This window comes from Streptomyces sp. SDr-06 (assembly GCF_003324565.1).
GTDB lineage: Bacteria > Actinomycetota > Actinomycetes > Streptomycetales > Streptomycetaceae > Streptomyces.
In genome coordinates, this window is record NZ_QOLA01000008.1 from 126,962 (window position 1) to 147,099 (window position 20,138).

Annotated in this window: 20 protein-coding genes; 16 read left to right on the top strand and 4 right to left on the bottom strand. The window is 70.8% G+C overall.

The window, feature by feature from the left end:
• Positions 1 to 39 precede the first annotated feature (39 nt).
• The 11 genes from pdxS (at position 40) to DT019_RS18900 (ending at position 11,710) form a co-directional block, all read left to right on the top strand.
• The gene (pdxS, locus tag DT019_RS18850) at positions 40 to 960 is read left to right on the top strand and encodes a pyridoxal 5'-phosphate synthase lyase subunit PdxS (RefSeq protein WP_114038009.1); all 921 of its coding nucleotides are present in this window, start codon (positions 40 to 42) and stop codon (positions 958 to 960) included.
• Between the two features lie 6 nt (positions 961 to 966).
• The gene (gene pdxT, locus DT019_RS18855; protein ID WP_114038010.1) at positions 967 to 1,551 is read left to right on the top strand and encodes a pyridoxal 5'-phosphate synthase glutaminase subunit PdxT; all 585 of its coding nucleotides are present in this window, start codon (positions 967 to 969) and stop codon (positions 1,549 to 1,551) included.
• A 106-nt stretch (positions 1,552 to 1,657) separates the two neighbouring features.
• Complete coding sequence (locus DT019_RS18860; RefSeq protein ID WP_114038011.1) at positions 1,658 to 2,410, top strand: YebC/PmpR family DNA-binding transcriptional regulator; 753 nt, start codon at positions 1,658 to 1,660, stop codon at positions 2,408 to 2,410.
• A 119-nt stretch (positions 2,411 to 2,529) separates the two neighbouring features.
• Positions 2,530 to 3,060: a crossover junction endodeoxyribonuclease RuvC gene (gene ruvC, locus DT019_RS18865; RefSeq protein WP_114038012.1), complete on the top strand. Its 531-nt coding sequence runs from the start codon at positions 2,530 to 2,532 to the stop codon at positions 3,058 to 3,060.
• Positions 3,057 to 3,662, top strand: coding sequence for a Holliday junction branch migration protein RuvA (ruvA, locus tag DT019_RS18870; protein ID WP_114038013.1), 606 nt, complete (start codon positions 3,057 to 3,059; stop codon positions 3,660 to 3,662). The genes ruvC and ruvA overlap by 4 nt, the downstream gene beginning before the upstream one ends.
• Before the next feature lie 47 nt (positions 3,663 to 3,709).
• The gene (gene ruvB / locus DT019_RS18875; protein WP_114038014.1) at positions 3,710 to 4,801 is read left to right on the top strand and encodes a Holliday junction branch migration DNA helicase RuvB; all 1,092 of its coding nucleotides are present in this window, start codon (positions 3,710 to 3,712) and stop codon (positions 4,799 to 4,801) included.
• A gap of 164 nt (positions 4,802 to 4,965) precedes the next feature.
• Complete coding sequence (yajC, locus tag DT019_RS18880) at positions 4,966 to 5,439, top strand: preprotein translocase subunit YajC (protein WP_114038015.1); 474 nt, start codon at positions 4,966 to 4,968, stop codon at positions 5,437 to 5,439.
• Positions 5,440 to 5,583: 144 nt separating this feature from the next.
• Positions 5,584 to 7,362, top strand: a complete 1,779-nt coding sequence (secD, locus tag DT019_RS18885) for a protein translocase subunit SecD (protein WP_114038016.1) — start codon at positions 5,584 to 5,586, stop codon at positions 7,360 to 7,362.
• Position 7,363: 1 nt separating this feature from the next.
• Positions 7,364 to 8,464, top strand: coding sequence for a protein translocase subunit SecF (secF, locus tag DT019_RS18890; RefSeq protein ID WP_114038017.1), 1,101 nt, complete (start codon positions 7,364 to 7,366; stop codon positions 8,462 to 8,464).
• Positions 8,461 to 9,012 carry an adenine phosphoribosyltransferase gene (locus tag DT019_RS18895; protein WP_114038018.1) on the top strand — a complete coding sequence of 184 codons (552 nt, stop codon included), beginning with the start codon at positions 8,461 to 8,463 and terminating at the stop codon, positions 9,010 to 9,012. The genes secF and DT019_RS18895 overlap by 4 nt, the downstream gene beginning before the upstream one ends.
• Positions 9,013 to 9,208: 196 nt before the next feature.
• Positions 9,209 to 11,710, top strand: a complete 2,502-nt coding sequence (locus DT019_RS18900; RefSeq protein ID WP_114038019.1) for a RelA/SpoT family protein — start codon at positions 9,209 to 9,211, stop codon at positions 11,708 to 11,710.
• A 68-nt stretch (positions 11,711 to 11,778) separates the two neighbouring features.
• On the opposite strand, the gene DT019_RS18905 is transcribed toward DT019_RS18900, so the two are convergent.
• Both DT019_RS18905 and DT019_RS18910 read right to left on the bottom strand, forming a co-directional pair.
• Positions 11,779 to 13,008 carry a DUF349 domain-containing protein gene (locus tag DT019_RS18905; protein ID WP_114038020.1) on the bottom strand — a complete coding sequence of 410 codons (1,230 nt, stop codon included), beginning with the start codon at positions 13,006 to 13,008 and terminating at the stop codon, positions 11,779 to 11,781.
• 203 nt (positions 13,009 to 13,211) lie between these two features.
• Positions 13,212 to 13,991 carry a peptidylprolyl isomerase gene (locus DT019_RS18910; RefSeq protein WP_114038021.1) on the bottom strand — a complete coding sequence of 260 codons (780 nt, stop codon included), beginning with the start codon at positions 13,989 to 13,991 and terminating at the stop codon, positions 13,212 to 13,214.
• A 137-nt stretch (positions 13,992 to 14,128) separates the two neighbouring features.
• Here DT019_RS18910 and DT019_RS18915 point away from each other — a divergent pair, with 137 nt between their 5' ends.
• Both DT019_RS18915 and hisS read left to right on the top strand, forming a co-directional pair.
• Positions 14,129 to 14,839, top strand: coding sequence for an MBL fold metallo-hydrolase (locus DT019_RS18915; RefSeq protein ID WP_114038022.1), 711 nt, complete (start codon positions 14,129 to 14,131; stop codon positions 14,837 to 14,839).
• Positions 14,840 to 14,853: 14 nt separating this feature from the next.
• Positions 14,854 to 16,116: a histidine--tRNA ligase gene (gene hisS, locus DT019_RS18920; RefSeq protein ID WP_114038023.1), complete on the top strand. Its 1,263-nt coding sequence runs from the start codon at positions 14,854 to 14,856 to the stop codon at positions 16,114 to 16,116.
• A gap of 126 nt (positions 16,117 to 16,242) precedes the next feature.
• Here the strand turns inward: hisS and DT019_RS39635 are convergent, their stop codons facing one another.
• Positions 16,243 to 16,392, bottom strand: coding sequence for a hypothetical protein (locus tag DT019_RS39635; RefSeq protein ID WP_189389719.1), 150 nt, complete (start codon positions 16,390 to 16,392; stop codon positions 16,243 to 16,245).
• Between the two features lie 147 nt (positions 16,393 to 16,539).
• Here DT019_RS39635 and DT019_RS18925 point away from each other — a divergent pair, with 147 nt between their 5' ends.
• Both DT019_RS18925 and DT019_RS18930 read left to right on the top strand, forming a co-directional pair.
• On the top strand, positions 16,540 to 17,178 hold the full coding sequence (locus DT019_RS18925) for a vitamin K epoxide reductase family protein (protein WP_114038024.1): 639 nt from the start codon (positions 16,540 to 16,542) through the stop codon (positions 17,176 to 17,178).
• Between the two features lie 56 nt (positions 17,179 to 17,234).
• Complete coding sequence (locus DT019_RS18930; protein ID WP_114038150.1) at positions 17,235 to 18,590, top strand: replication-associated recombination protein A; 1,356 nt, start codon at positions 17,235 to 17,237, stop codon at positions 18,588 to 18,590.
• Between the two features lie 6 nt (positions 18,591 to 18,596).
• On the opposite strand, the gene DT019_RS18935 is transcribed toward DT019_RS18930, so the two are convergent.
• Positions 18,597 to 19,178: a DUF2470 domain-containing protein gene (locus DT019_RS18935; RefSeq protein ID WP_114038025.1), complete on the bottom strand. Its 582-nt coding sequence runs from the start codon at positions 19,176 to 19,178 to the stop codon at positions 18,597 to 18,599.
• A gap of 334 nt (positions 19,179 to 19,512) precedes the next feature.
• Here DT019_RS18935 and rpsD point away from each other — a divergent pair, with 334 nt between their 5' ends.
• On the top strand, positions 19,513 to 20,127 hold the full coding sequence (gene rpsD, locus DT019_RS18940; protein ID WP_053723667.1) for a 30S ribosomal protein S4: 615 nt from the start codon (positions 19,513 to 19,515) through the stop codon (positions 20,125 to 20,127).
• The last annotated feature ends 11 nt before the right edge of the window (positions 20,128 to 20,138 follow it).

Genomic DNA, 20,138 nt, shown 5'->3' on the forward strand with positions numbered 1-20,138 from the left:
GGACAGCAGAATCCCTTCTTCACCCAGTGAGGTCGCTCCGTGTCCAGCACGCCTTCCAGCACCCCCCAGTCCGACAGCCCCGCCATCGGCACCGCGCGCGTCAAGCGCGGCATGGCCGAGCAGCTCAAGGGCGGCGTGATCATGGACGTGGTCAACGCCGAGCAGGCGAAGATCGCCGAGGACGCGGGCGCCGTCGCCGTCATGGCCCTGGAGCGGGTTCCGGCCGACATCCGCAAGGACGGCGGCGTGGCCCGGATGTCCGACCCGAACATGATCGAGGAGATCATCGGCGCGGTCTCCATCCCCGTGATGGCCAAGTCCCGCATCGGCCACTTCGTCGAGGCCCAGGTCCTGCAGTCCCTCGGCGTCGATTACATCGACGAGTCCGAGGTCCTCACCCCGGCCGACGAGGTCAACCACAGCGACAAGTTCGCCTTCACCACGCCGTTCGTGTGCGGCGCCACCAACCTGGGCGAGGCCCTGCGCCGCATCGCCGAGGGCGCGGCCATGATCCGCTCCAAGGGCGAGGCCGGCACCGGCAACGTCGTCGAGGCCGTCCGCCACCTGCGCCAGATCAAGAACGAGATCGCCAAGCTGCGCGGCTTCGACAACAACGAGCTGTACGCCGCCGCCAAGGAGCTGCGCGCCCCGTACGAGCTGGTCAAGGAGGTCGCCGAGCTCGGCAAGCTCCCCGTGGTGCTGTTCTCGGCCGGTGGCGTGGCCACCCCCGCCGACGCCGCGCTGATGCGCCAGCTCGGCGCCGAGGGCGTCTTCGTCGGCTCGGGCATCTTCAAGTCGGGCGACCCGGCCAAGCGCGCCGCCGCCATCGTGAAGGCCACCACCTTCTTCGACGACCCGAAGATCATCGCGGACGCCTCCCGCAACCTGGGCGAGGCCATGGTCGGCATCAACTGCGACACCCTGCCCGAGACCGAGCGCTACGCCAACCGCGGCTGGTAGTCACCCATGAACACCCCTGTGATCGGTGTCCTGGCCCTCCAGGGCGACGTACGGGAGCACCTCATCGCCCTGGCCGCGGCGGACGCCGTGGCCAGGCCGGTGCGGCGCCCCGAGGAACTCGCCGAGGTGGACGGCCTGGTCATCCCCGGCGGCGAGTCCACCACCATCTCCAAGCTCGCCGCGCTCTTCGGCATGCTGGAGCCGCTGCGCGAGCGGGTCCGCGCGGGCATGCCCGTGTACGGCACCTGCGCCGGGCTGATCATGCTCGCCGAGAAGATCCTCGACCCGCGTTCGGGTCAGGAGACCATCGGCGGCATCGAGATGATCGTCCGCCGCAACGCCTTCGGCCGCCAGAACGAGTCGTTCGAGGCGACCGTGGACGTCACGGGCGTCGGCCCGGTGGAGGGCGTCTTCATCCGCGCCCCCTGGGTCGAGTCCGTGGGCGCCGAGGCCGAGGTGCTCGCCGAGCACGGCGGCCACATCGTCGCCGTCCGCCAGCGGAACGCGCTGGCGACCTCGTTCCACCCCGAGCTGACCGGCGACCACCGCATGCACGCGCTGTTCGTCGACATGGTGCGCGCCGCCGCTTGAGGAACGTCCGCCCGGCACTCCGAGAGGGCCGGGCGACGGGTGGGCCGGGTCCCGGTAGGATCTCTGCCGAACGACGCAGAATGGGTTACGCGAAGGAGACAGGCAGATGTCCGGCCACTCTAAATGGGCTACGACGAAGCACAAGAAGGCCGTGATCGATGCCAAGCGCGGCAAGCTCTTCGCGAAGCTGATCAAGAACATCGAGGTCGCGGCCCGCACCGGCGGCGCCGACATCGACGGCAACCCGACGCTCTTCGACGCCGTGCAGAAGGCCAAGAAGCAGTCGGTGCCCAACAAGAACATCGACTCCGCGCTCAAGCGCGGTGCCGGTCTCGAGGCGGGCGGTGCCGACTACGAGACGATCATGTACGAGGGTTACGGCCCGAACGGTGTCGCGGTGCTCATCGAGTGCCTCACCGACAACCGCAACCGTGCCGCCTCCGACGTACGTGTCGCGATGACCCGCAACGGCGGCAACATGGCCGACCCGGGCTCGGTTTCGTACCTCTTCAACCGCAAGGGCGTCATCGTCCTGCCCAAGGGCGAGCTCTCCGAGGACGACGTCCTGGACGCCGTTCTGGACGCGGGTGCGGAGGAAGTCAACGACCTCGGTGAGTCCTTCGAGATCATCTCCGAGGCGACCGACCTGGTCGCGGTCCGCACCGCGCTCCAGGAGGCCGGCATCGACTACGACTCGGCCGACTCCAACTTCGTCCCGACCATGCAGGTCGAGCTGGACGAAGAGGGCGCCCGGAAGATCTTCAAGCTGATCGACGCGCTGGAGGACAGCGACGACGTGCAGAACGTCTTCGCCAACTTCGACGTCTCCGACGAGGTCATGGAGAAGGTCGACGCGTAGCGCTGCCGCGCTCCGAGCGGTTTCGGCGGGCCGATGGGACACGTCCCATCGGCCCGCCGCCGTTGTCAGTGGCAGCGGATAGCCTGGCGGGAAGTCAAAGATCACCGAGGGGAGGGGCCGTGCGCGTACTTGGGGTGGACCCCGGTCTGACGCGGTGCGGCGTGGGTGTCGTCGAGGGGGTCGCGGGGCGGCCCCTGACGATGCTCGGCGTCGGTGTCGTACGGACCCCGGCGGACGCCGAGTTGGGCCACCGCCTCGTCGCCATCGAGCGCGGCATCGAGGAGTGGCTCGACGCGCACCGGCCCGAATGCGTCGCCGTGGAGCGGGTGTTCAGCCAGCACAACGTGCGCACCGTGATGGGCACCGCCCAGGCGAGCGCGGTCGCCATGCTGTGCGCCTCCCGGCGCGGCATCCCCGTGGCCCTGCACACACCCAGCGAGGTCAAGGCCGCCGTCACCGGCAGCGGCCGGGCCGACAAGGCGCAGGTCGGCGCCATGGTGACCCGGTTGCTCCGGCTCGCCGCGCCGCCCAGGCCGGCCGACGCGGCCGACGCGCTCGCCCTCGCCATCTGCCACATCTGGCGCGCCCCCGCGCTCAACCGGCTCCAACAGGCCCACGCCCAGCACTCCGTCCGGAAGGTCACCCGATGATCGCCTTCGTCAGCGGCCCGGTCGCCGCCCTCGCTCCCGACACCGCGGTGATCGAGGTCGGCGGCGTCGGCATGGCCCTCCAGTGCACGCCCAACACCCTGGCCGAACTGCGCGTCGGCCAGCACGCCAAGCTCGCCACCTCCCTGGTCGTCCGGGAGGACTCGCTCACCCTGTACGGCTTCGCCGACGACGACGAGAAGCAGGTCTTCGAGCTGCTCCAGACCGCCAACGGCGTCGGCCCCCGGCTCGCCCAGGCGGTGCTCTCCGTGCACACCCCGGACGTGCTGCGCCGCGCCTTCGCCAGCGGTGACGAGAAGGCGCTCACGGCGGTGCCCGGCATCGGCAAGAAGGGGGCCCAGAAGCTCCTCATCGAGCTGAAGGACCGGCTCGGCGCGCCCGTCGGCACCGCCCCGGCCGTCGGCGCCCCGGTCACCTCGGGCTGGCGCGACCAGCTGCACGCGGCCCTGATCGGGCTCGGGTACGCGACCCGCGAGGCCGACGAGGCGGTCGCCGCGGTGGCGCCGCAGGCCGAGGCCGCCCAGCAGCCGAACATCGGCGCCCTCCTCAAGGCCGCCCTGCAGACCCTCAACCGTGCCCGCTGAGCCCGCACCCGCACCACCCATCGCGACCACGATCCGAGGCACACGTCATGAACTGGGAAGACAGCTCCGACACGGCGGATCTGTCCGCGACGGCCGGGGACCGCCTGGTCGGGGCCGACGCCGACGGCGAGGACACCGCCGTCGAGGCGGCCCTGCGCCCCAAGGACCTGGAGGAGTTCGTCGGCCAGGAGAAGGTCCGCGAACAGCTCGACCTGGTCCTGCGGGCGGCCCGCGCCCGCGGCGCCACCGCCGACCACGTGCTGCTCTCCGGCGCCCCCGGCCTCGGCAAGACCACCCTGTCGATGATCATCGCGGCCGAGATGGGCGCCCCCATCCGCATCACCAGCGGCCCCGCCATCCAGCACGCCGGCGACCTCGCCGCGATCCTCTCCTCCCTCCAGGAGGGCGAGGTCCTCTTCCTCGACGAGATCCACCGGATGTCGCGCCCGGCCGAGGAGATGCTCTACATGGCGATGGAGGACTTCCGCGTCGACGTCATCGTCGGCAAGGGCCCCGGCGCCACCGCCATCCCGCTGGAGCTGCCGCCCTTCACCCTGGTGGGCGCCACCACCCGGGCCGGTCTGCTGCCGCCCCCGCTGCGCGACCGCTTCGGCTTCACCGGGCACATGGAGTTCTACGAACCGTCCGAGCTGGAGCGGGTCATCCACCGCTCGGCCCGCCTGCTCGACGTGGAGATCGACTCCGGCGGCGCCGCCGAGATCGCGGGCCGCTCCCGCGGCACCCCGCGCATCGCCAACCGGCTGCTGCGCCGCGTCCGCGACTACGCCCAGGTCAAGGCCGACGGCGTCATCACTCCCGAGATCGCCTCGGTGGCCCTCGGGGTGTACGAGGTCGACGCCCGCGGTCTGGACCGCCTGGACCGGGCCGTGCTCCAGGCCCTCCTGAAGCTGTTCGGCGGGGGCCCGGTGGGCCTGTCCACGCTGGCGGTCGCGGTGGGGGAGGAGCGCGAGACGGTGGAGGAGGTGGCCGAGCCCTTCCTGGTCCGCGAGGGCCTGCTCGCCCGCACCCCGCGCGGCCGGGTGGCGACGCCCGCGGCCTGGGCCCACCTCGGGCTCGTACCGCCGCAGCAGGGCGGCGGCGCGCCAGGAAGCGGACAACAGGGGCTCTTCGGGGCGTGACGGCGCGGAGGGTCGCACCCGGAGGAACCCCGGTGGGATGCTGGGCGTTGTTCCATCTGTGCGGACTCGCTTAGACTCCGCCGATGCCGCCCTTCCAGGCCGGCGTACCCACCCCCGAAGATCAGGCCGCGATCGATCGCGGTCGTGCGAAGGAAGTTCCCCCCGTGAGTCTCGTGACCCTCCTCCCCTTCATCGTGCTCATCGGGGCCATGTTCCTGATGACGCGGTCGGCGAAGAAGAAGCAGCAAGCGGCCGCGGCCATGCGCAATGAGATGCAGCCCGGCACCGGTGTCCGCACGATCGGGGGCATGTACGCGACCGTCAAGGAAGTCGGTGACGAGACCGTGCTTCTGGAGGTGGCGCCCGGCGTCCACGCCGTCTACGCGAAGAACGCCATCGGCGCGGTCCTGGACGACGCGGAGTACAACCGCATCGTGCACGGCGACACCGAGGAGGAGCTCCCGGCGGTGCCGGACGACGCCTCGTCGCTGACCGAGGCCGCCGCGGCCGAGGCTGTCGACACCAAGGACGGCAAGGACGCCAAGATCGACCTGGGCAAGAAGGACGAGGCGGAGGACGCCGCCGAGCCCAAGGACGGCAAGGACGGCAAGGCCGACGGCGGGGCCGACGCGAAGTAGTCACGCACCGGGACCGCACGGCGCCCGACCGGCGCGGGCGGTCCCCGGAGCGCGCCGACTTCCGCGGGGGACGTCCCCACAACACTTCGTGGCCGCCCACGCGCATACCCGGCGCAGGGCGGTTGGACAGGGAGAAACGACAAGGTGGCAGCACCGAACAAGGGCCGAAGGCCGGCGGCGGGGGGACAGAGCAAGCCGGGCCGCGCCCTGGCCTTCATCCTCATCGCCATGGTCGCGCTCACCGGTGGGATGTTCCTTTCCCACAACACCACCCCGAGGCTGGGCATCGACCTCGCGGGCGGTACGAGCATCACGCTCAAGGCCAAGCCCGAGCCTGGCCAGGAGTCGGCGATCAACAAGGCCAACATGGACACGGCGGTCTCCATCATGGAGCGGCGTGTCAACGGTCTTGGTGTGAGCGAGGCCGAGGTTCAGACCCAGGGCAGCGACAACATCATTGTCAACATCCCCAAGGGCACGAACTCCGAGCAGGCCCGCCAGCAGGTCGGCCAGACCGCCAAGCTGTACTTCCGGCCGGTCCTGACCGCGCAGCCGACCGCGGCTCCCACCCCGAGCGCTTCCCCGAGCGCCTCGACCAGCGGCAAGCCGAGCGGCAAGCCGAGCGGCAAGCCCACCCCCTCGGGCGCTCCCAGCGCCTCCGGCAAGGGCACGCCGGACGCGGGCAAGCCCAGCTCCAGCAGCTCGCCCCAGGGCCGCGCCGTCTCCGACGCCCTGAAGGCCTCCGGTTCGCCCACGCCCGGCGCGAGCAAGCCGAACACCCCCGCGCCGAACCCGTCGGCGCCCGCCGGTGACTCGGCGGCCGTGGCCAAGCTCCAGGCCCAGTTCGCGGCGCTCGACTGCTCCACCAAGGCCGCCCGCTCCAAGGCGGGCGAGGGCGCCAAGTCCTCCGAGCCGACGGTGGCCTGCGACCAGAACGGCCAGGAGAAGTTCATCCTCGGCCCGGCCGAGGTCGACGGCACGGACGTCTCCAAGGCGCAGGCCGTGATCAACCAGCAGAACGGTCAGTGGATCGTTCAGATGGACTTCACCGGCGGCGGCTCGAAGAAGTTCGCGTCGATCACCGGCAAGCTCTCGCAGCAGCAGTACCCGAACAACCGCTTCGCGATCGCGCTGGACAACCAGGTCGTCTCGGCCCCCACCGTGAGCTCCACGCTCAGCGGCTCCGCCGAGATCTCCGGCAACTTCACCCAGCAGACCGCCCAGGACCTGGCGAACGTGCTCTCCTACGGTGCGCTCCCGCTCACCTTCCAGGAGCAGAGCGTCACCACGGTGACCGCGGCCCTCGGCGCCGACCAACTGCACGCGGGCCTGATCGCCGGTGCCATCGGTCTCGGCCTGGTCATCATCTACCTGGTGGCCTACTACCGCGGCCTCGCGCTCATCGCCATCCTCAGCCTCGTCGTCTCGGCGATCCTGACCTACACGATCATGGCGCTGCTCGGCCCGGGCATCGGCTTCGCGCTGAACCTGCCCGCCGTCTGCGGTGCGATCGTCGCCATCGGCATCACCGCGGACTCGTTCATCGTGTACTTCGAACGCATCCGCGACGAGATCCGCGAGGGCCGCACGCTGCGCCCCGCCGTCGAGCGGGCCTGGCCGCGCGCCCGGCGCACCATCCTGGTCTCCGACTTCGTGTCCTTCCTCGCCGCCGCGGTGCTGTTCATCGTGACCGTCGGCAAGGTCCAGGGCTTCGCGTTCACGCTGGGTCTGACCACGCTGCTCGACGTGGTCGTGGTGTTCCTGTTCACCAAGCCGGTGATGACCATCCTCGCGCGCACGAAGTTCTTCGCGAGCGGCCACCCGTGGTCCGGTCTGGACCCGAAGCGGCTCGGCGCCAAGCCGCCGCTGCGCCGCGCGCGCCGCACCACCTCCGCCCCCGTCGACAACCCGAAGGAGGCGTGAGATGTCGAAGCTCGGCACTCTCGGCGCCAAGCTGTACCGCGGTGAGGTCGGATACGACTTCGTCGGCAAGCGGAAGATCTGGTACGGCATCTCGATCCTGATCACCATCACGGCCATCGTCGGCCTGGCGGTGCGGGGTCTGACGATGGGCATCGAATTCCAGGGCGGCGCGGTCTTCACCACCCCGAAGACCTCCTTCTCCGCCTCCCAGGCCGAGGACGCGGCGCACGCCGCGTCCGGCCACGACGCGATCGCCCAGAAGCTCGGCGACGGCACGATCCGCATCACCATCGGCGGGGTCGACACGGCCAAGTCGGACCAGATCAAGAAGGACCTCGCGAAGGACCTCAAGGTCGACGCGAACGACATCAACGCCGATCTGGTCGGCCCCAGCTGGGGCGAGACGATCGCCAACAAGGCCTGGACGGGCCTGATCATCTTCATGGTCCTGGTGGTGGTCTACCTGGCCATCGCGTTCGAGTGGCGCATGGCGCTCGCGGCCCTGGTCGCCCTGATCCACGACCTCACCATCACGGTCGGCATCTACGCGCTGGTCGGCTTCGAGGTCACCCCGGGCACCGTGATCGGTCTGCTGACGATCCTCGGCTACTCCCTCTACGACACCGTCGTCGTCTTCGACGGACTCAAGGAGGGCCAGAAGGGGATCACCAAGCAGACCCGGGTCACCTACAGCGAGATGGCGAACAAGAGCCTCAACGGCACCCTGGTCCGCTCCATCAACACCACCGTCGTGGCGCTGCTGCCGGTCGCGGGCCTGCTGTTCATCGGTGGCGGCGTCCTCGGCGCCGGCATGCTGAACGACATCTCGCTCTCCCTGTTCGTCGGCCTCGCGGCCGGTGCCTACTCCTCGATCTTCATCGCCACTCCGCTGGTCGCCGACCTGAAGGAGTCCATGCCGGAGATGAAGGCCCTCAAGAAGCGGGTGCTCGCCAAGCGTGCGGCGGCCGCCGCCAAGGGCGAGAGCGCGGAGGGTCCCGAGGACGCGACGCCGCTCGACGACGAGGACGACGCGGAGACGGCCGGCGCGGTCGTCGGCCAGCGCCGTCAGCCGAGCCGCAACAACCGGGGGAAGCGCCGATGACCAGCGTCCCCACCGAGACCGCGGGGCTGTTGCTCAGCCGCATCCGTGACGTGCCGGACTATCCGAAGCCGGGTGTGATGTTCAAGGACATCACCCCGCTGCTCGCGGACCCGGAGGCGTTCACGGCCCTCACCGACGCGCTCGCCGCCCTGTGCGTCCAGCACGGCGCGACGAAGATCGTCGGCCTGGAGGCGCGCGGCTTCATCCTGGCGGCCCCCGTCTCGGTCCGCGCGGGGATCGGGTTCATCCCCGTACGCAAGGCGGGCAAGCTCCCCGGAGCCACGCTCAGGCAGGCGTACGAGCTGGAGTACGGCACCGCGGAGATCGAGGTGCACGCCGAGGACCTCAGCGCGGGCGACCGCGTCATGGTCATCGACGACGTGCTGGCCACCGGCGGCACCGCCGAGGCCTCCCTCGAACTGATCCGCCGGGCCGGCGCCGAGGTCGCCGGCGTCGCGGTCCTGATGGAGCTCGGCTTCCTGGGCGGCCGGGCACGGCTGGAGACCGCCCTGCGCGGCGCCCCGCTGGACGCCCTGATCACGGTCTGAGCGGCGGCAGAACACCGCCGAGGCGGGCACCGGAGGAATCCGGTGCCCGCCTCTGGCGTTTCTCCTGGCAGAGCCGTCACACCGGCCGAGGGCGAGCGAAGGCCGTTGGCTCGATACCATGGGTGCTTCCGGGCCTGACCGGGGGACCCGGACCCTCCCCCAGACCCCGTCCGGGGGGACCCCCAGAGGAGCGCTTTTGCCAGACGAGGCCCAGCCACTCTCCGCCGCGCAGCCCGAGCAGCAGGCCACACCGGCCGCGGCGGCTCCGGCCACGCCCTCCGAGCCCGCGGCGAAGCCGGAGCCCGCGGCGCCCGAGGGTGCCAAGGCCCCGGCCGAGCGGCCCGCTCCGGCGCCGGCCCCGGTCGCGAAGCCGGTGGTCCCGGCCGGTTCCGTGTCGCGCTCCGGCGGCTCCTCCAACCGGGTGCGCGCCCGCCTCGCCCGGCTGGGCGTGCAGCGTTCGTCCGCGTACAACCCGGTGCTCGAACCGCTCCTGCGGATAGTGCGCAGCAACGATCCCAAGATCGAGACGGCGACGCTGCGCCAGGTCGAGCGCGCCTACCAGGTCGCCGAGCGCTGGCACCGCGGCCAGAAGCGCAAGAGCGGCGACCCGTACATCACGCACCCCCTCGCGGTGACCACGATCCTCGCCGAGCTGGGCATGGACCCGGCCACCTTGATGGCGGGCCTGCTGCACGACACCGTCGAGGACACCGAGTACGGCCTGGACACCCTGCGCCGCGACTTCGGCGACCAGGTGGCGCTGCTCGTCGACGGCGTCACCAAGCTCGACCGGGTGCAGTTCGGCGACGCCGCGCAGGCCGAGACCGTGCGCAAGATGGTCGTCGCCATGGCCAAGGACCCCCGCGTCCTGGTCATCAAGCTCGCCGACCGCCTGCACAACATGCGCACCATGCGGTACCTCAAGCGCGAGAAGCAGGAGAAGAAGGCGCGCGAGACCCTGGAGATCTACGCGCCGCTCGCCCACCGCCTGGGCATGAACACGATCAAGTGGGAGCTGGAGGACCTCGCCTTCGCGATCCTCTACCCCAAGATGTACGACGAGATCGTGCGCCTGGTCGCCGAGCGCGCCCCCAAGCGCGACGAGTACCTCGCCATAGTGACCGACGAGGTCCAGTCCGACCTGCGCGCGGCCCGCATCAAGGCGACCGTCACCGGCCGCCCCAAGCACTACTACAGCGTCTACCAGAAGATGATCGTCCGCGGCCGTGACTTCGCGGAGATCTACGACCTGGTGGGCATCCGGGTCCTGGTCGACACGGTCCGCGACTGCTACGCGGCGCTCGGCACGGTCCACGCGCGATGGAATCCGGTCCCCGGCCGGTTCAAGGACTACATCGCGATGCCCAAGTTCAACATGTACCAGTCGCTGCACACGACGGTGATCGGCCCCAACGGCAAGCCCGTCGAGCTCCAGATCCGCACGTTCGACATGCACCGCCGCGCGGAGTACGGCATCGCGGCGCACTGGAAGTACAAGCAGGAGGCCGTCGCCGGCGCCTCCAAGGTGCGCACCGACGTGCCGCGCAAGACCGGCAAGGACGACCACCTCAACGACATGGCGTGGCTGCGCCAGCTGCTCGACTGGCAGAAGGAGACCGAGGACCCCAGCGAGTTCCTGGAGTCGCTGCGCTTCGACCTCTCGCGCAACGAGGTCTTCGTCTTCACGCCCAAGGGCGACGTCATCGCGCTCCCGGCGGGCTCGACCCCGGTCGACTTCTCGTACGCCGTCCACACCGAGGTCGGCCACCGCACCATAGGCGCACGCGTCAACGGGCGGCTCGTGCCGCTCGAATCGACCCTGGACAACGGCGACCTGGTGGAGGTCTTCACCTCCAAGGCGGCCGGCGCGGGCCCCTCGCGGGACTGGCTGGGCTTCGTCAAGTCGCCCCGCGCCCGCAACAAGATCCGCGCCTGGTTCTCCAAGGAGCGCCGCGACGAGGCCATCGAGCAGGGCAAGGACGCCATCGCGCGCGCCATGCGCAAGCAGAACCTGCCGATCCAGCGCATCCTGACCGGCGACTCGCTCGTCACCCTCGCCCACGAGATGCGCTACCCCGACATCTCCTCGCTGTACGCGGCGATCGGCGAGGGCCATGTGGCGGCCCAGGGCGTCGTGCAGAAGCTGGTGCAGGCGCTCGGCGGCGAGGAGGCCGCCAACGAGGACATCGCCGAGTCGGCGCCGCCCTCGCGCGGCCGCAGCAAGCGCCGCAAGAACGCCGACCCGGGCGTGGTCGTCAAGGGCGTCGACGACGTGTGGGTCAAGCTCGCCCGCTGTTGTACGCCCGTTCCCGGCGACCCGATCATCGGCTTCGTCACCCGGGGCAGCGGCGTCTCGGTGCACCGGGCGGACTGCGTCAACGTGGACTCGCTGTCCCAGCAGCCCGAGCGCATCCTCGAAGTGGAGTGGGCCCCGACCCAGTCCTCGGTCTTCCTGGTCGCCATCCAGGTCGAGGCCCTGGACCGCTCGCGCCTCCTGTCGGACGTCACCCGCGTCCTGTCCGACCAGCACGTCAACATCCTGTCCGCCGCCGTGCAGACCTCCCGCGACCGCGTCGCCACCTCGCGCTTCACCTTCGAGATGGGCGACCCCAAGCACCTCGGCCACGTGCTGAAGGCGGTCAGGGGAGTCGAGGGCGTGTACGACGTGTACCGCGTGACCTCGGCGCGCCGGCCGTAGGCACACACGGCGAAGCCCCCGGAACCGAGGGGTTCCGGGGGCTTCGCCGTGCGGCGGCGGTCAGTGGCTCAGCCGCCGAACTCCTCAAGTCCCTTCAGCGCCTGGTCGAGCAGCGCCTGGCGGCCTTCCAGCTCGCGGGCCAGCTTGTCCGCCTTGGCGTCGTTGCCGGCCGCGCGGGCCGCGTCGATCTGCTTCTGCAGCTTGTCGACGGCGTCCTGGAGCTGCCCCGTGAGACCCGCGGCACGCGCCCGAGCCTCCGGGTTGGTGCGGCGCCACTCGGCCTCCTCGGCCTCCTGGATCGCCCGCTCCACGGCGTGCATCCGGCCCTCGACCTTGGGACGCGCGTCCCGGGGTACGTGGCCGACGGCCTCCCAGCGCTCGTTGACCGAGCGGAACGCGGCGCGGGCTGCCTTCAGGTCGGTCACCGGGAGGATCTTCTCGGCCTCGACGGCCAGCTCCTCCTTGAGCTTCAGGTTCTCGGTCTGCTCGGCGTCGCGCTCCGCGAACACCTCGCTGCGCGCCGCGAAGAAGACGTCCTGGGCGCCGCGGAAGCGGTTCCACAGCTCGTCCTCGGCCTCGCGCTGGGCGCGGCCCGCCGCCTTCCACTCCGCCATCAGGTCGCGGTAGCGCGCGGCCGTCGTCCCCCAGTCCGTGGAGCCGGACAGGGCCTCGGCCTCGACGACCAGCTTCTCCTTGACCTTGCGGGCGTCCTCGCGCTGGGCGTCCAGCGACGCGAAGTGCGCCTTGCGGCGCTTGGAGAACGCCGAGCGGGCGTGCGAGAAGCGGTGCCACAGCTCGTCGTCGGACTTGCGGTCCAGGCGCGGCAGCCCCTTCCAGGTGTCCACCAGGGCCCGCAGCCGCTCGCCCGCCGAGCGCCACTGCTCGCTCTGCGCCAGCTCCTCGGCCTCGGCGACCAGCGCCTCCTTGGCGTGCTTGGCCTCGTCGGTCTGCTTGGCCTTCTGGACCTTGCGCTCCTCGCGGCGCGACTCGACGGTCTGGACGAGCTTGTCGAGGCGCCCCCGCAACGCGTCGAGGTCACCGACCGCGTGATGCTCGTCCACCTGCGACCGCAGGTGGTCGATCGCGGTCTGGGCGTCCTTCGCCGACAGGTCGGTGGTCTTCACCCGCCGTTCGAGGAGGCCGATCTCGACAACCAGGCCCTCGTACTTGCGCTCGAAGTAGGCCAGGGCCTCCTCGGGAGAGCCCGCCTGCCACGATCCGACGACCACTTCGCCCTCGGCTGTACGCACATACACGGTGCCCGTCTCGTCGACGCGGCCCCACGGGTCGCTGCTCACAGCGCCTCCTCCACATGATGCCTGCGCGGGGGGTTCGTCCCCCGGGGCATCGTCCACAGTTTCCCGGCGGGTCTCGCCCGCCCTCCACAGCGCGTACGAGCCCGCGCTGCACAACGCCAATCTAGGCGACCGGCCGCCCGGCTGTCCGCACTCAGCGCGGCCGAATTCAGCGGTTCACGCTCGGTGCCGGGCGACCGGGGGCGTCACTCTTTGGTGACGGCGGCCGTCTCGATGGTGACGGCCTTCTTGGGCGCTCCGTCGCCCGCGCCGCCCTCGACACCCTCCTTGGCGACGTCCTCGACGGCCTTCAGGCCGGCCGCGTCCATCGTGCCGAACGGGGTGTAGGTGGGCGGAAGCTTGCTGTCCTTGTAGACCAGGAAGAACTGGCTGCCGCCGCTGTGCGGTTGGCCGGTATTGGCCATGGCGACCGTGCCCGCGGGGTAGGTCACGGTGCCGTCCGTGCCCGCCTTGCCGAGCCCGGTCAGGTTCTCGTCGGGGATCGTGTAGCCGGGACCGCCCGAACCGGTGCCCTTCGGGTCGCCGCACTGGAGCACGTAGATGCCCTGCGTGGTCAGACGGTGGCACTTGGTGTTGTTGAAGTAGCCCTTGTCGGCGAGGGACTTGAACGAGTTCACCGTGTGCGGAGTCTTCGCCGCGTCCATCGCGATCTTGATGTCGCCGGCGTTCGTCTTCAGCGCCAGGTCGTACTTGGCCTTGGCGTCGACGGCCATCTTCGGCTCGGGCGACCCGCTCGGGGTCGGCGCCGGGCTGTCGGAGGGCGCGGCGGCGTCCGCCTTCTTGCCGTCGTCGGAGAAGGCGCCCGTGGCGAAGGCGGCGCCGCCCGCCGCGACGACCACCGCGAGGGCCGCCGCGATGATCGTGTTGCGGCGCCTGGCCCTGCGCCGTGCCGCTTCCCGGCGCTGCTGCTGCCGCTCGAACTTCTCGCGCGCGAGCTGGCGCCGACGCTGTTCGCTGCTGACCACCGGTCGTCTCCTTGTGCGGGTACGTGAGTACGGGCTGACTGTGCCCCGTACCGTATATGGGTTCGCTGTGACCGGAGCAGCGCCGGTAGGCTCTGAACAGCCGTCATCACCCGCCGCGCAAGAAATCGAGGACGATCGTGCTGATTGCCGGGTTCCCCGCCGGGGCCTGGGGGACCAACTGCTACCTGGTCGCCCCCGCCGCAGGCGAGGAATGCGTGATCATCGACCCCGGCCACCAGGCCACCCAGGGCGTCGAGGAAACGCTGAAGAAGCATCGGCTCAAGCCCGTCGCCGTCGTCCTCACCCACGGCCACATCGACCACTGCGCCTCGGTCGTCCCGGTCTGCGGAGCCCACGACGTACCCGCCTGGATCCACCCCGACGACCGCTACATGATGAGCGACCCGGAGAAGGCCCTCGGCCGGGCCTTCGGGGCCCAGCTCCTGGGCGAGCTCACGGTGGGGGAGCCGGACGACGTCAAGGAGCTCACCGACGGCGCCAAGCTGGCGCTGGCCGGGATGGAGCTCACCGTGTCGCACGCGCCCGGCCATACCAAGGGGTCGGTGACGTTCGGGCTGCCCGAGGCGGAGGACATTCCTCCGATCCTGTTCTCGGGCGACCTGCTCTTCGCCGGCTCCGTCGGACGCACCGACCTGCCCGGCGGCAGCCACGCCGAGCTCCTCGAGTCGCTGGGCCGCGTGTGCCTGCCGCTCGACGACTCGACCGTGGTGCTGTCCGGCCACGGCTCCCAGACGACCATCGGCCAGGAGCGCGCCACCAACCCGTATCTGCGGCAGGTGGCCGCCGGCCAGGGAGAGGGCATCGCCTCTCCCCGACGAGGAATGTGACGAGAAGCCTCACCATGAGTACCTTCCAGGCCCCCAAGGGCACCTACGACCTGCTCCCGCCGGACTCGGCCACGTTCCTCGCGGTGCGCGAGGCGATCGCCGCGCCGCTGCGGAACTCCGGCTACGGCTACATCGAGACGCCCGGCTTCGAGAACGTCGAGCTGTTCGCACGCGGTGTCGGCGAGTCCACCGACATCGTCACCAAGGAGATGTACGCCTTCGAGACCAAGGGCGGCGACCGGCTCGCCCTCCGCCCCGAGGGCACCGCGTCCGTGCTGCGCGCGGCGCTCGAGGCCAACCTGCACAAGGCGGGCAACCTCCCGGTCAAGCTCTGGTACTCGGGCTCGTACTACCGCTACGAGCGCCCGCAGAAGGGCCGCTACCGGCACTTCTCGCAGGTCGGTGCCGAGGCGATCGGCGCGGAGGACCCGGCGCTCGACGCCGAGATGATCATCCTGGCGGACCAGGCCTACCGCTCCCTCGGCCTGCGCGACTTCCGCATCCTGCTGAACTCGCTCGGCGACAAGGAGTGCCGCCCGGTGTACCGGGAGGCCCTCCAGGCGTTCCTGGGCGGCCTCGACCTCGACGCGGACACCGTCCGCCGCGCCGGGATCAACCCGCTGCGGGTGCTCGACGACAAGCGTCCGGACGTGCAGAAGCAGCTGGTCGGCGCTCCGGTGCTGCGTGACTACCTGTGCGACGCGTGCAAGGCGTACCACGAGGAGGTGCGCGCCCTGATCACCGCGGCGGGCGTCGCCTTCGAGGACGACGAGAAGCTGGTGCGCGGCCTCGACTACTACACGCGCACGACCTTCGAGTTCGTCCACGACGGTCTGGGCTCGCAGTCCGCGGTCGGCGGCGGCGGTCGCTACGACGGCCTCTCCGAGATGATCGGCGGCCCCGCGCTGCCGTCGGTGGGCTGGGCGCTCGGCGTCGACCGCACGGTGCTGGCCCTGGAGGCCGAGGGTGTGACCCTCGAACTCCCCTCCACGACCAGCGTGTTCGCGGTCCCGCTGGGCGAGGAGGCGCGGCGCGTGCTCTTCACCAAGGTCACCGAGCTGCGCCGGGCGGGCATCTCGGCCGACTTCAGCTTCGGCGGCAAGGGACTGAAGGGCGCCATGAAGAACGCGAACCGTTCCGGCGCCCGCTTCACCCTCGTCGCGGGCGAGCGCGACCTCGCGGAGGGCGTGGTCCAGCTGAAGGACATGGAGTCCGGGGAGCAGACGCCCATTCCGCTGGACGCCGTCCTGGAAACGGTGCGCGCCCGCCTGGCCTGAGCCGGTTCCGTCCCTCTCCTCCCGCGGCGCGCGAGGGGAGGGACGGGAGGATCAGCCCCCCGCGGCCGCGTGCGGAGCCGGCCCGCGACACGCCTCAGCCGTCGCGGCGGCCCTTCCACCTGAAGGTCAGCAGACACAGGACCAGCCCTCCGGCGCACCAGGCGCCGAGCTCGCGCTCTTGCCCGACGGGGGCAGGCTGCTGATCGCGATGCCGACCGCCGTGACCTCGCCGTACCGCTTGCGAAGTCCGCGCACATCAACCGCCAGTTCTGTCATGGCAAGAGCGTCCCGCGGAGGCGGCCCCTCAGGGACCCCCGTGCGGGTCTCCTTATGCCCATCGAACGGTGAACAGCGGGTCCGGTGCGGCAGAATGAGGCGGCGGCAGCACAGGCAACCACGATGACGGGATGACGGACCGGCGCTATGACCACAACACTTGACGACGTCTCCTCCGACTCCGGCCATCGCGAGGTGAGCGGCGAGGGGGCGATCGGCGGCAGCCGCGCCTTCGCCTGGCTCCTCGTGATCACCGGCGTGGCCGGTCTCGTGGCGGCCTGGGTCATCACGCTCGACAAGTTCAAGCTGCTCGAGAACCCGAACTTCGTGCCGGGCTGCAGCCTCAACCCGGTCGTGTCCTGCGGCAACATCATGAAGAGCGACCAAGCGGCGGCCTTCGGCTTCCCGAACCCCATGCTGGGTCTGGTCGCGTACGGCATCGTCGTCTGCGTCGGCATGAGCATCCTGGCGGGCGGCCGCTTCCGCCGCTGGTACTGGCTGACCTTCAACGCGGGCACCCTGTTCGGCGTCGGGTTCGTCAGCTGGCTCCAGTTCGAGTCGCTGTACCGGATCAACTCGCTGTGCCTGTGGTGCTGCCTGGCCTGGGTCGCCACGATCTTCATGTTCTGGTACGTGACGTCGTTCAACCTCCGCAAGGGCCTGCTGCCCGCGCCGCGCTGGGCGAAGAACTTCCTGTCCGAGTTCACCTGGGTGCTGCCGGTGCTGCACGTGGGGATCATCGGCATGCTGATCCTGACCCGCTGGTGGGACTTCTGGACCAGCTGACCGGCGTTCTCCCAGGCCGGAGGGCGTTGTCAGTGGGGTGACATAGGGTCGTGAGCGTGGAACCCGACCTGTTCACCGCAGCCGCAGAGGACCGCCAGGAGAAAGACCCTGCGGGCAGCCCTCTGGCCGTACGGATGCGCCCGCGCGTCCTCGACGAGGTGGTCGGCCAGCAGCACCTCCTCAAGCAGGGCTCGCCGCTGCGGCGCCTGGTGGGGGAGGGCGCCGGCGGGCCGGCCGGCCCGTCCTCGGTGATCCTGTGGGGCCCGCCGGGCACCGGCAAGACGACGCTCGCGTACGTGGTGTCCAAGGCCACCAACAAGCGGTTCGTCGAGCTCTCGGCGATCACCGCCGGGGTGAAGGAGGTGCGCGCGGTCATCGACGGCGCGCGCCGCGCCATCGGCGGCTTCGGCAAGGAGACCGTCCTCTTCCTCGACGAGATCCACCGCTTCTCCAAGGCCCAGCAGGACTCCCTGCTCCCGGCGGTCGAGAACCGCTGGGTGACCCTGATCGCGGCGACGACGGAGAACCCGTACTTCTCGGTGATCTCCCCGCTGCTCTCGCGCTCCCTGCTGCTCACCCTCGAACCGCTCACGGACGACGACCTGCGAGCCCTGGTCCAGCGGGCGCTCACGGAGGAGCGGGGCCTGGGCGGAGCGGTCACGCTGCCCGCGGACGCCGAGGCGCACCTGCTGCGCATCGCGGGCGGCGACGCCCGGCGGGCGCTCACCGCCCTGGAGGCGGGGGCCGGTTCGGCGCTCGCCAAGTCGGAGCGGGAGATCACGCTCCAGACGCTGGAGGAGACGGTCGACCGGGCGGCCGTGAAGTACGACAAGGGCGGCGACCAGCACTACGACGTGGCGAGCGCGCTGATCAAGTCGATCCGCGGTTCGGACGTGGACGCGGCCCTGCACTATCTGGCCCGGATGATCGAGGCGGGCGAGGATCCGCGCTTCATCGCCCGGCGCCTGATCATCTCCGCGAGCGAGGACATCGGCCTGGCCGACCCGACGGCGCTGCCCACGGCGGTGGCCGCGGCTCAGGCGGTGGCCCTGATCGGCTTCCCCGAGGCCGCCCTGACCCTGAGCCACGCCACGATCGCGCTGGCGCTCGCCCCGAAGTCCAACTCGGCGACGACGGCCATCGCCGCCGCGATGGAGGACGTGCGCAAGGGCCTGGCGGGCCCCGTCCCGCCGCACCTGCGGGACGGCCACTACAAGGGCGCGGCCAAACTGGGCCACGCGCAGGGCTATGTCTACCCGCACGACGTGCCGGGCGCGATCGCCTCCCAGCAGTACGCCCCGGACGCGGTGGCGGACCGGCGCTACTACGAGCCGACCCGCTACGGGGCCGAGGCGCGGTACGCGGACGTGGTGGAGAAGGTGCGCGAGCGTCTGGGCCGGGCCCCGGAGTAGCGCGCCCTAGTCGGCCGCCGCCTCGAAGAGCCGGTGCATCGCCCGGCGCAGGGCCGCGAGGTCGTCCACCGGCTCGGGGAAGTCGAAGCGCGCGTCGAAGGTGTGGCCGTCGGTCCGGCCGAAGCGCACCCGCAGTCCGAAGCGGTCGAGCGCCAGCGGGGTGACGCTTGCCACGCCCTCCCGCCCCACGAGCCCGCACAGCAGGCCGAGCTGCTGGCCGTGGGCGGAGGCGAGGTGCTGGAGGAGCTCGGTCTCGTGCCGTACGAGCGGATCGGGCGCCGCCTTCGCGAACTCCTCGACGTCCACCGCGGCGGCGCCCCAGAGGTCGTCCAGGTACACGTCGCCGACGTCGAGGCGGAGCGTCGTGTGGCCGGGGCCCGCCTGGCCGGGCACCTGGGTCAGCCGGCCGGAGACCCAGGCGCGGCCCCGGATACGGTGGGGGACGGACACCGGTGCCACATCCGTGAGCTCCAGCACCGCCCGGACGCCGTCGTCCTGCGCGTGGGTGGCGGCCCGTACGGCCGGGGATCCGGTGGGCAGGACCAGGAAGAGGTCGCCGCCGGGGCCGACACTGCGGACGTCGGCCATCAGCTGCTCCGGGTGGGCCCCCCACGGGGCCGGGTACGAGCAGCACCGCCGAGCAGGTACTATGTACGAGAGTTCGTGTGCGCTCGGCTGCTGACGGCATCCGCGCGATTTCAAGTCCGCTGGGACGCGGCTGACCACGATCTGATCGGACCTCCGTCACGTGCCCGGCCCCATGCTTCGACTGGGGGCCGGTGGAGTCGGCCTCCCGCGCAAGCGGCGTCTGGCCGACCTTCTTCGTGCTGTCCGTGATGTGACTGGTGTTCCCCGGACGCGACATGCGATCTCCTTGAGTAAGGTGAGCCTAACCTAACCCAACCATGGAGGTTTGGAGAACGTGCCTAACCAGTCGCGTCCCAAGGTCAAGAAGTCTCGTGCGCTCGGCATCGCGCTGACGCCGAAGGCCGTCAAGTACTTCGAGGCCCGCCCCTACCCGCCGGGCGAGCACGGCCGTGGCCGCAAGCAGAACTCGGACTACAAGGTCCGTCTGCTCGAGAAGCAGCGTCTGCGCGCCCAGTACGACATCAGCGAGCGCCAGATGGCGCGTGCCTACGACCGCGCCAAGAAGGCCGAGGGCAAGACGGGCGAGGCGCTGGTCGTCGAGCTCGAGCGTCGCCTCGACGCCCTGGTCCTGCGTTCGGGCATCGCCCGCACCATCTACCAGGCCCGCCAGATGGTCGTGCACGGTCACATCCAGGTCAACGGTGGCAAGGTCGACAAGCCGTCGTTCCGCGTCCGTCCCGACGACGTCGTGACGGTCCGCGAGCGCAGCCGCGAGAAGGTCCCCTTCCAGGTCGCCCGCGAGGGTGGCTACGCCGGCGAGGGCGAGACCCCGCGCTACCTCCAGGTGAACCTGAAGGCCCTGGCCTTCCGCCTGGACCGCGACCCGAACCGCAAGGAAATCCCGGTCATCTGCGACGAGCAGCTCGTCGTCGAGTACTACGCCCGCTGATCCAGGCGTAG

Coding starts and splice junctions, on each gene's coding strand:
- ruvA (WP_114038013.1), top strand. CDS start 3,057: ATGATCGCCTTCGTCAGCGGCCCGGTCGCCGCCCTCGCTCCCGACACC.
- DT019_RS18935 (WP_114038025.1), bottom strand. CDS start 19,178: ATGGCCGACGTCCGCAGTGTCGGCCCCGGCGGCGACCTCTTCCTGGTC.
- hisS (WP_114038023.1), top strand. CDS start 14,854: ATGAGTACCTTCCAGGCCCCCAAGGGCACCTACGACCTGCTCCCGCCG.
- secF (WP_114038017.1), top strand. CDS start 7,364: ATGTCGAAGCTCGGCACTCTCGGCGCCAAGCTGTACCGCGGTGAGGTC.
- pdxT (WP_114038010.1), top strand. CDS start 967: ATGAACACCCCTGTGATCGGTGTCCTGGCCCTCCAGGGCGACGTACGG.
- DT019_RS39635 (WP_189389719.1), bottom strand. CDS start 16,392: ATGACAGAACTGGCGGTTGATGTGCGCGGACTTCGCAAGCGGTACGGC.
- DT019_RS18895 (WP_114038018.1), top strand. CDS start 8,461: ATGACCAGCGTCCCCACCGAGACCGCGGGGCTGTTGCTCAGCCGCATC.
- DT019_RS18925 (WP_114038024.1), top strand. CDS start 16,540: ATGACCACAACACTTGACGACGTCTCCTCCGACTCCGGCCATCGCGAG.
- DT019_RS18860 (WP_114038011.1), top strand. CDS start 1,658: ATGTCCGGCCACTCTAAATGGGCTACGACGAAGCACAAGAAGGCCGTG.
- ruvB (WP_114038014.1), top strand. CDS start 3,710: ATGAACTGGGAAGACAGCTCCGACACGGCGGATCTGTCCGCGACGGCC.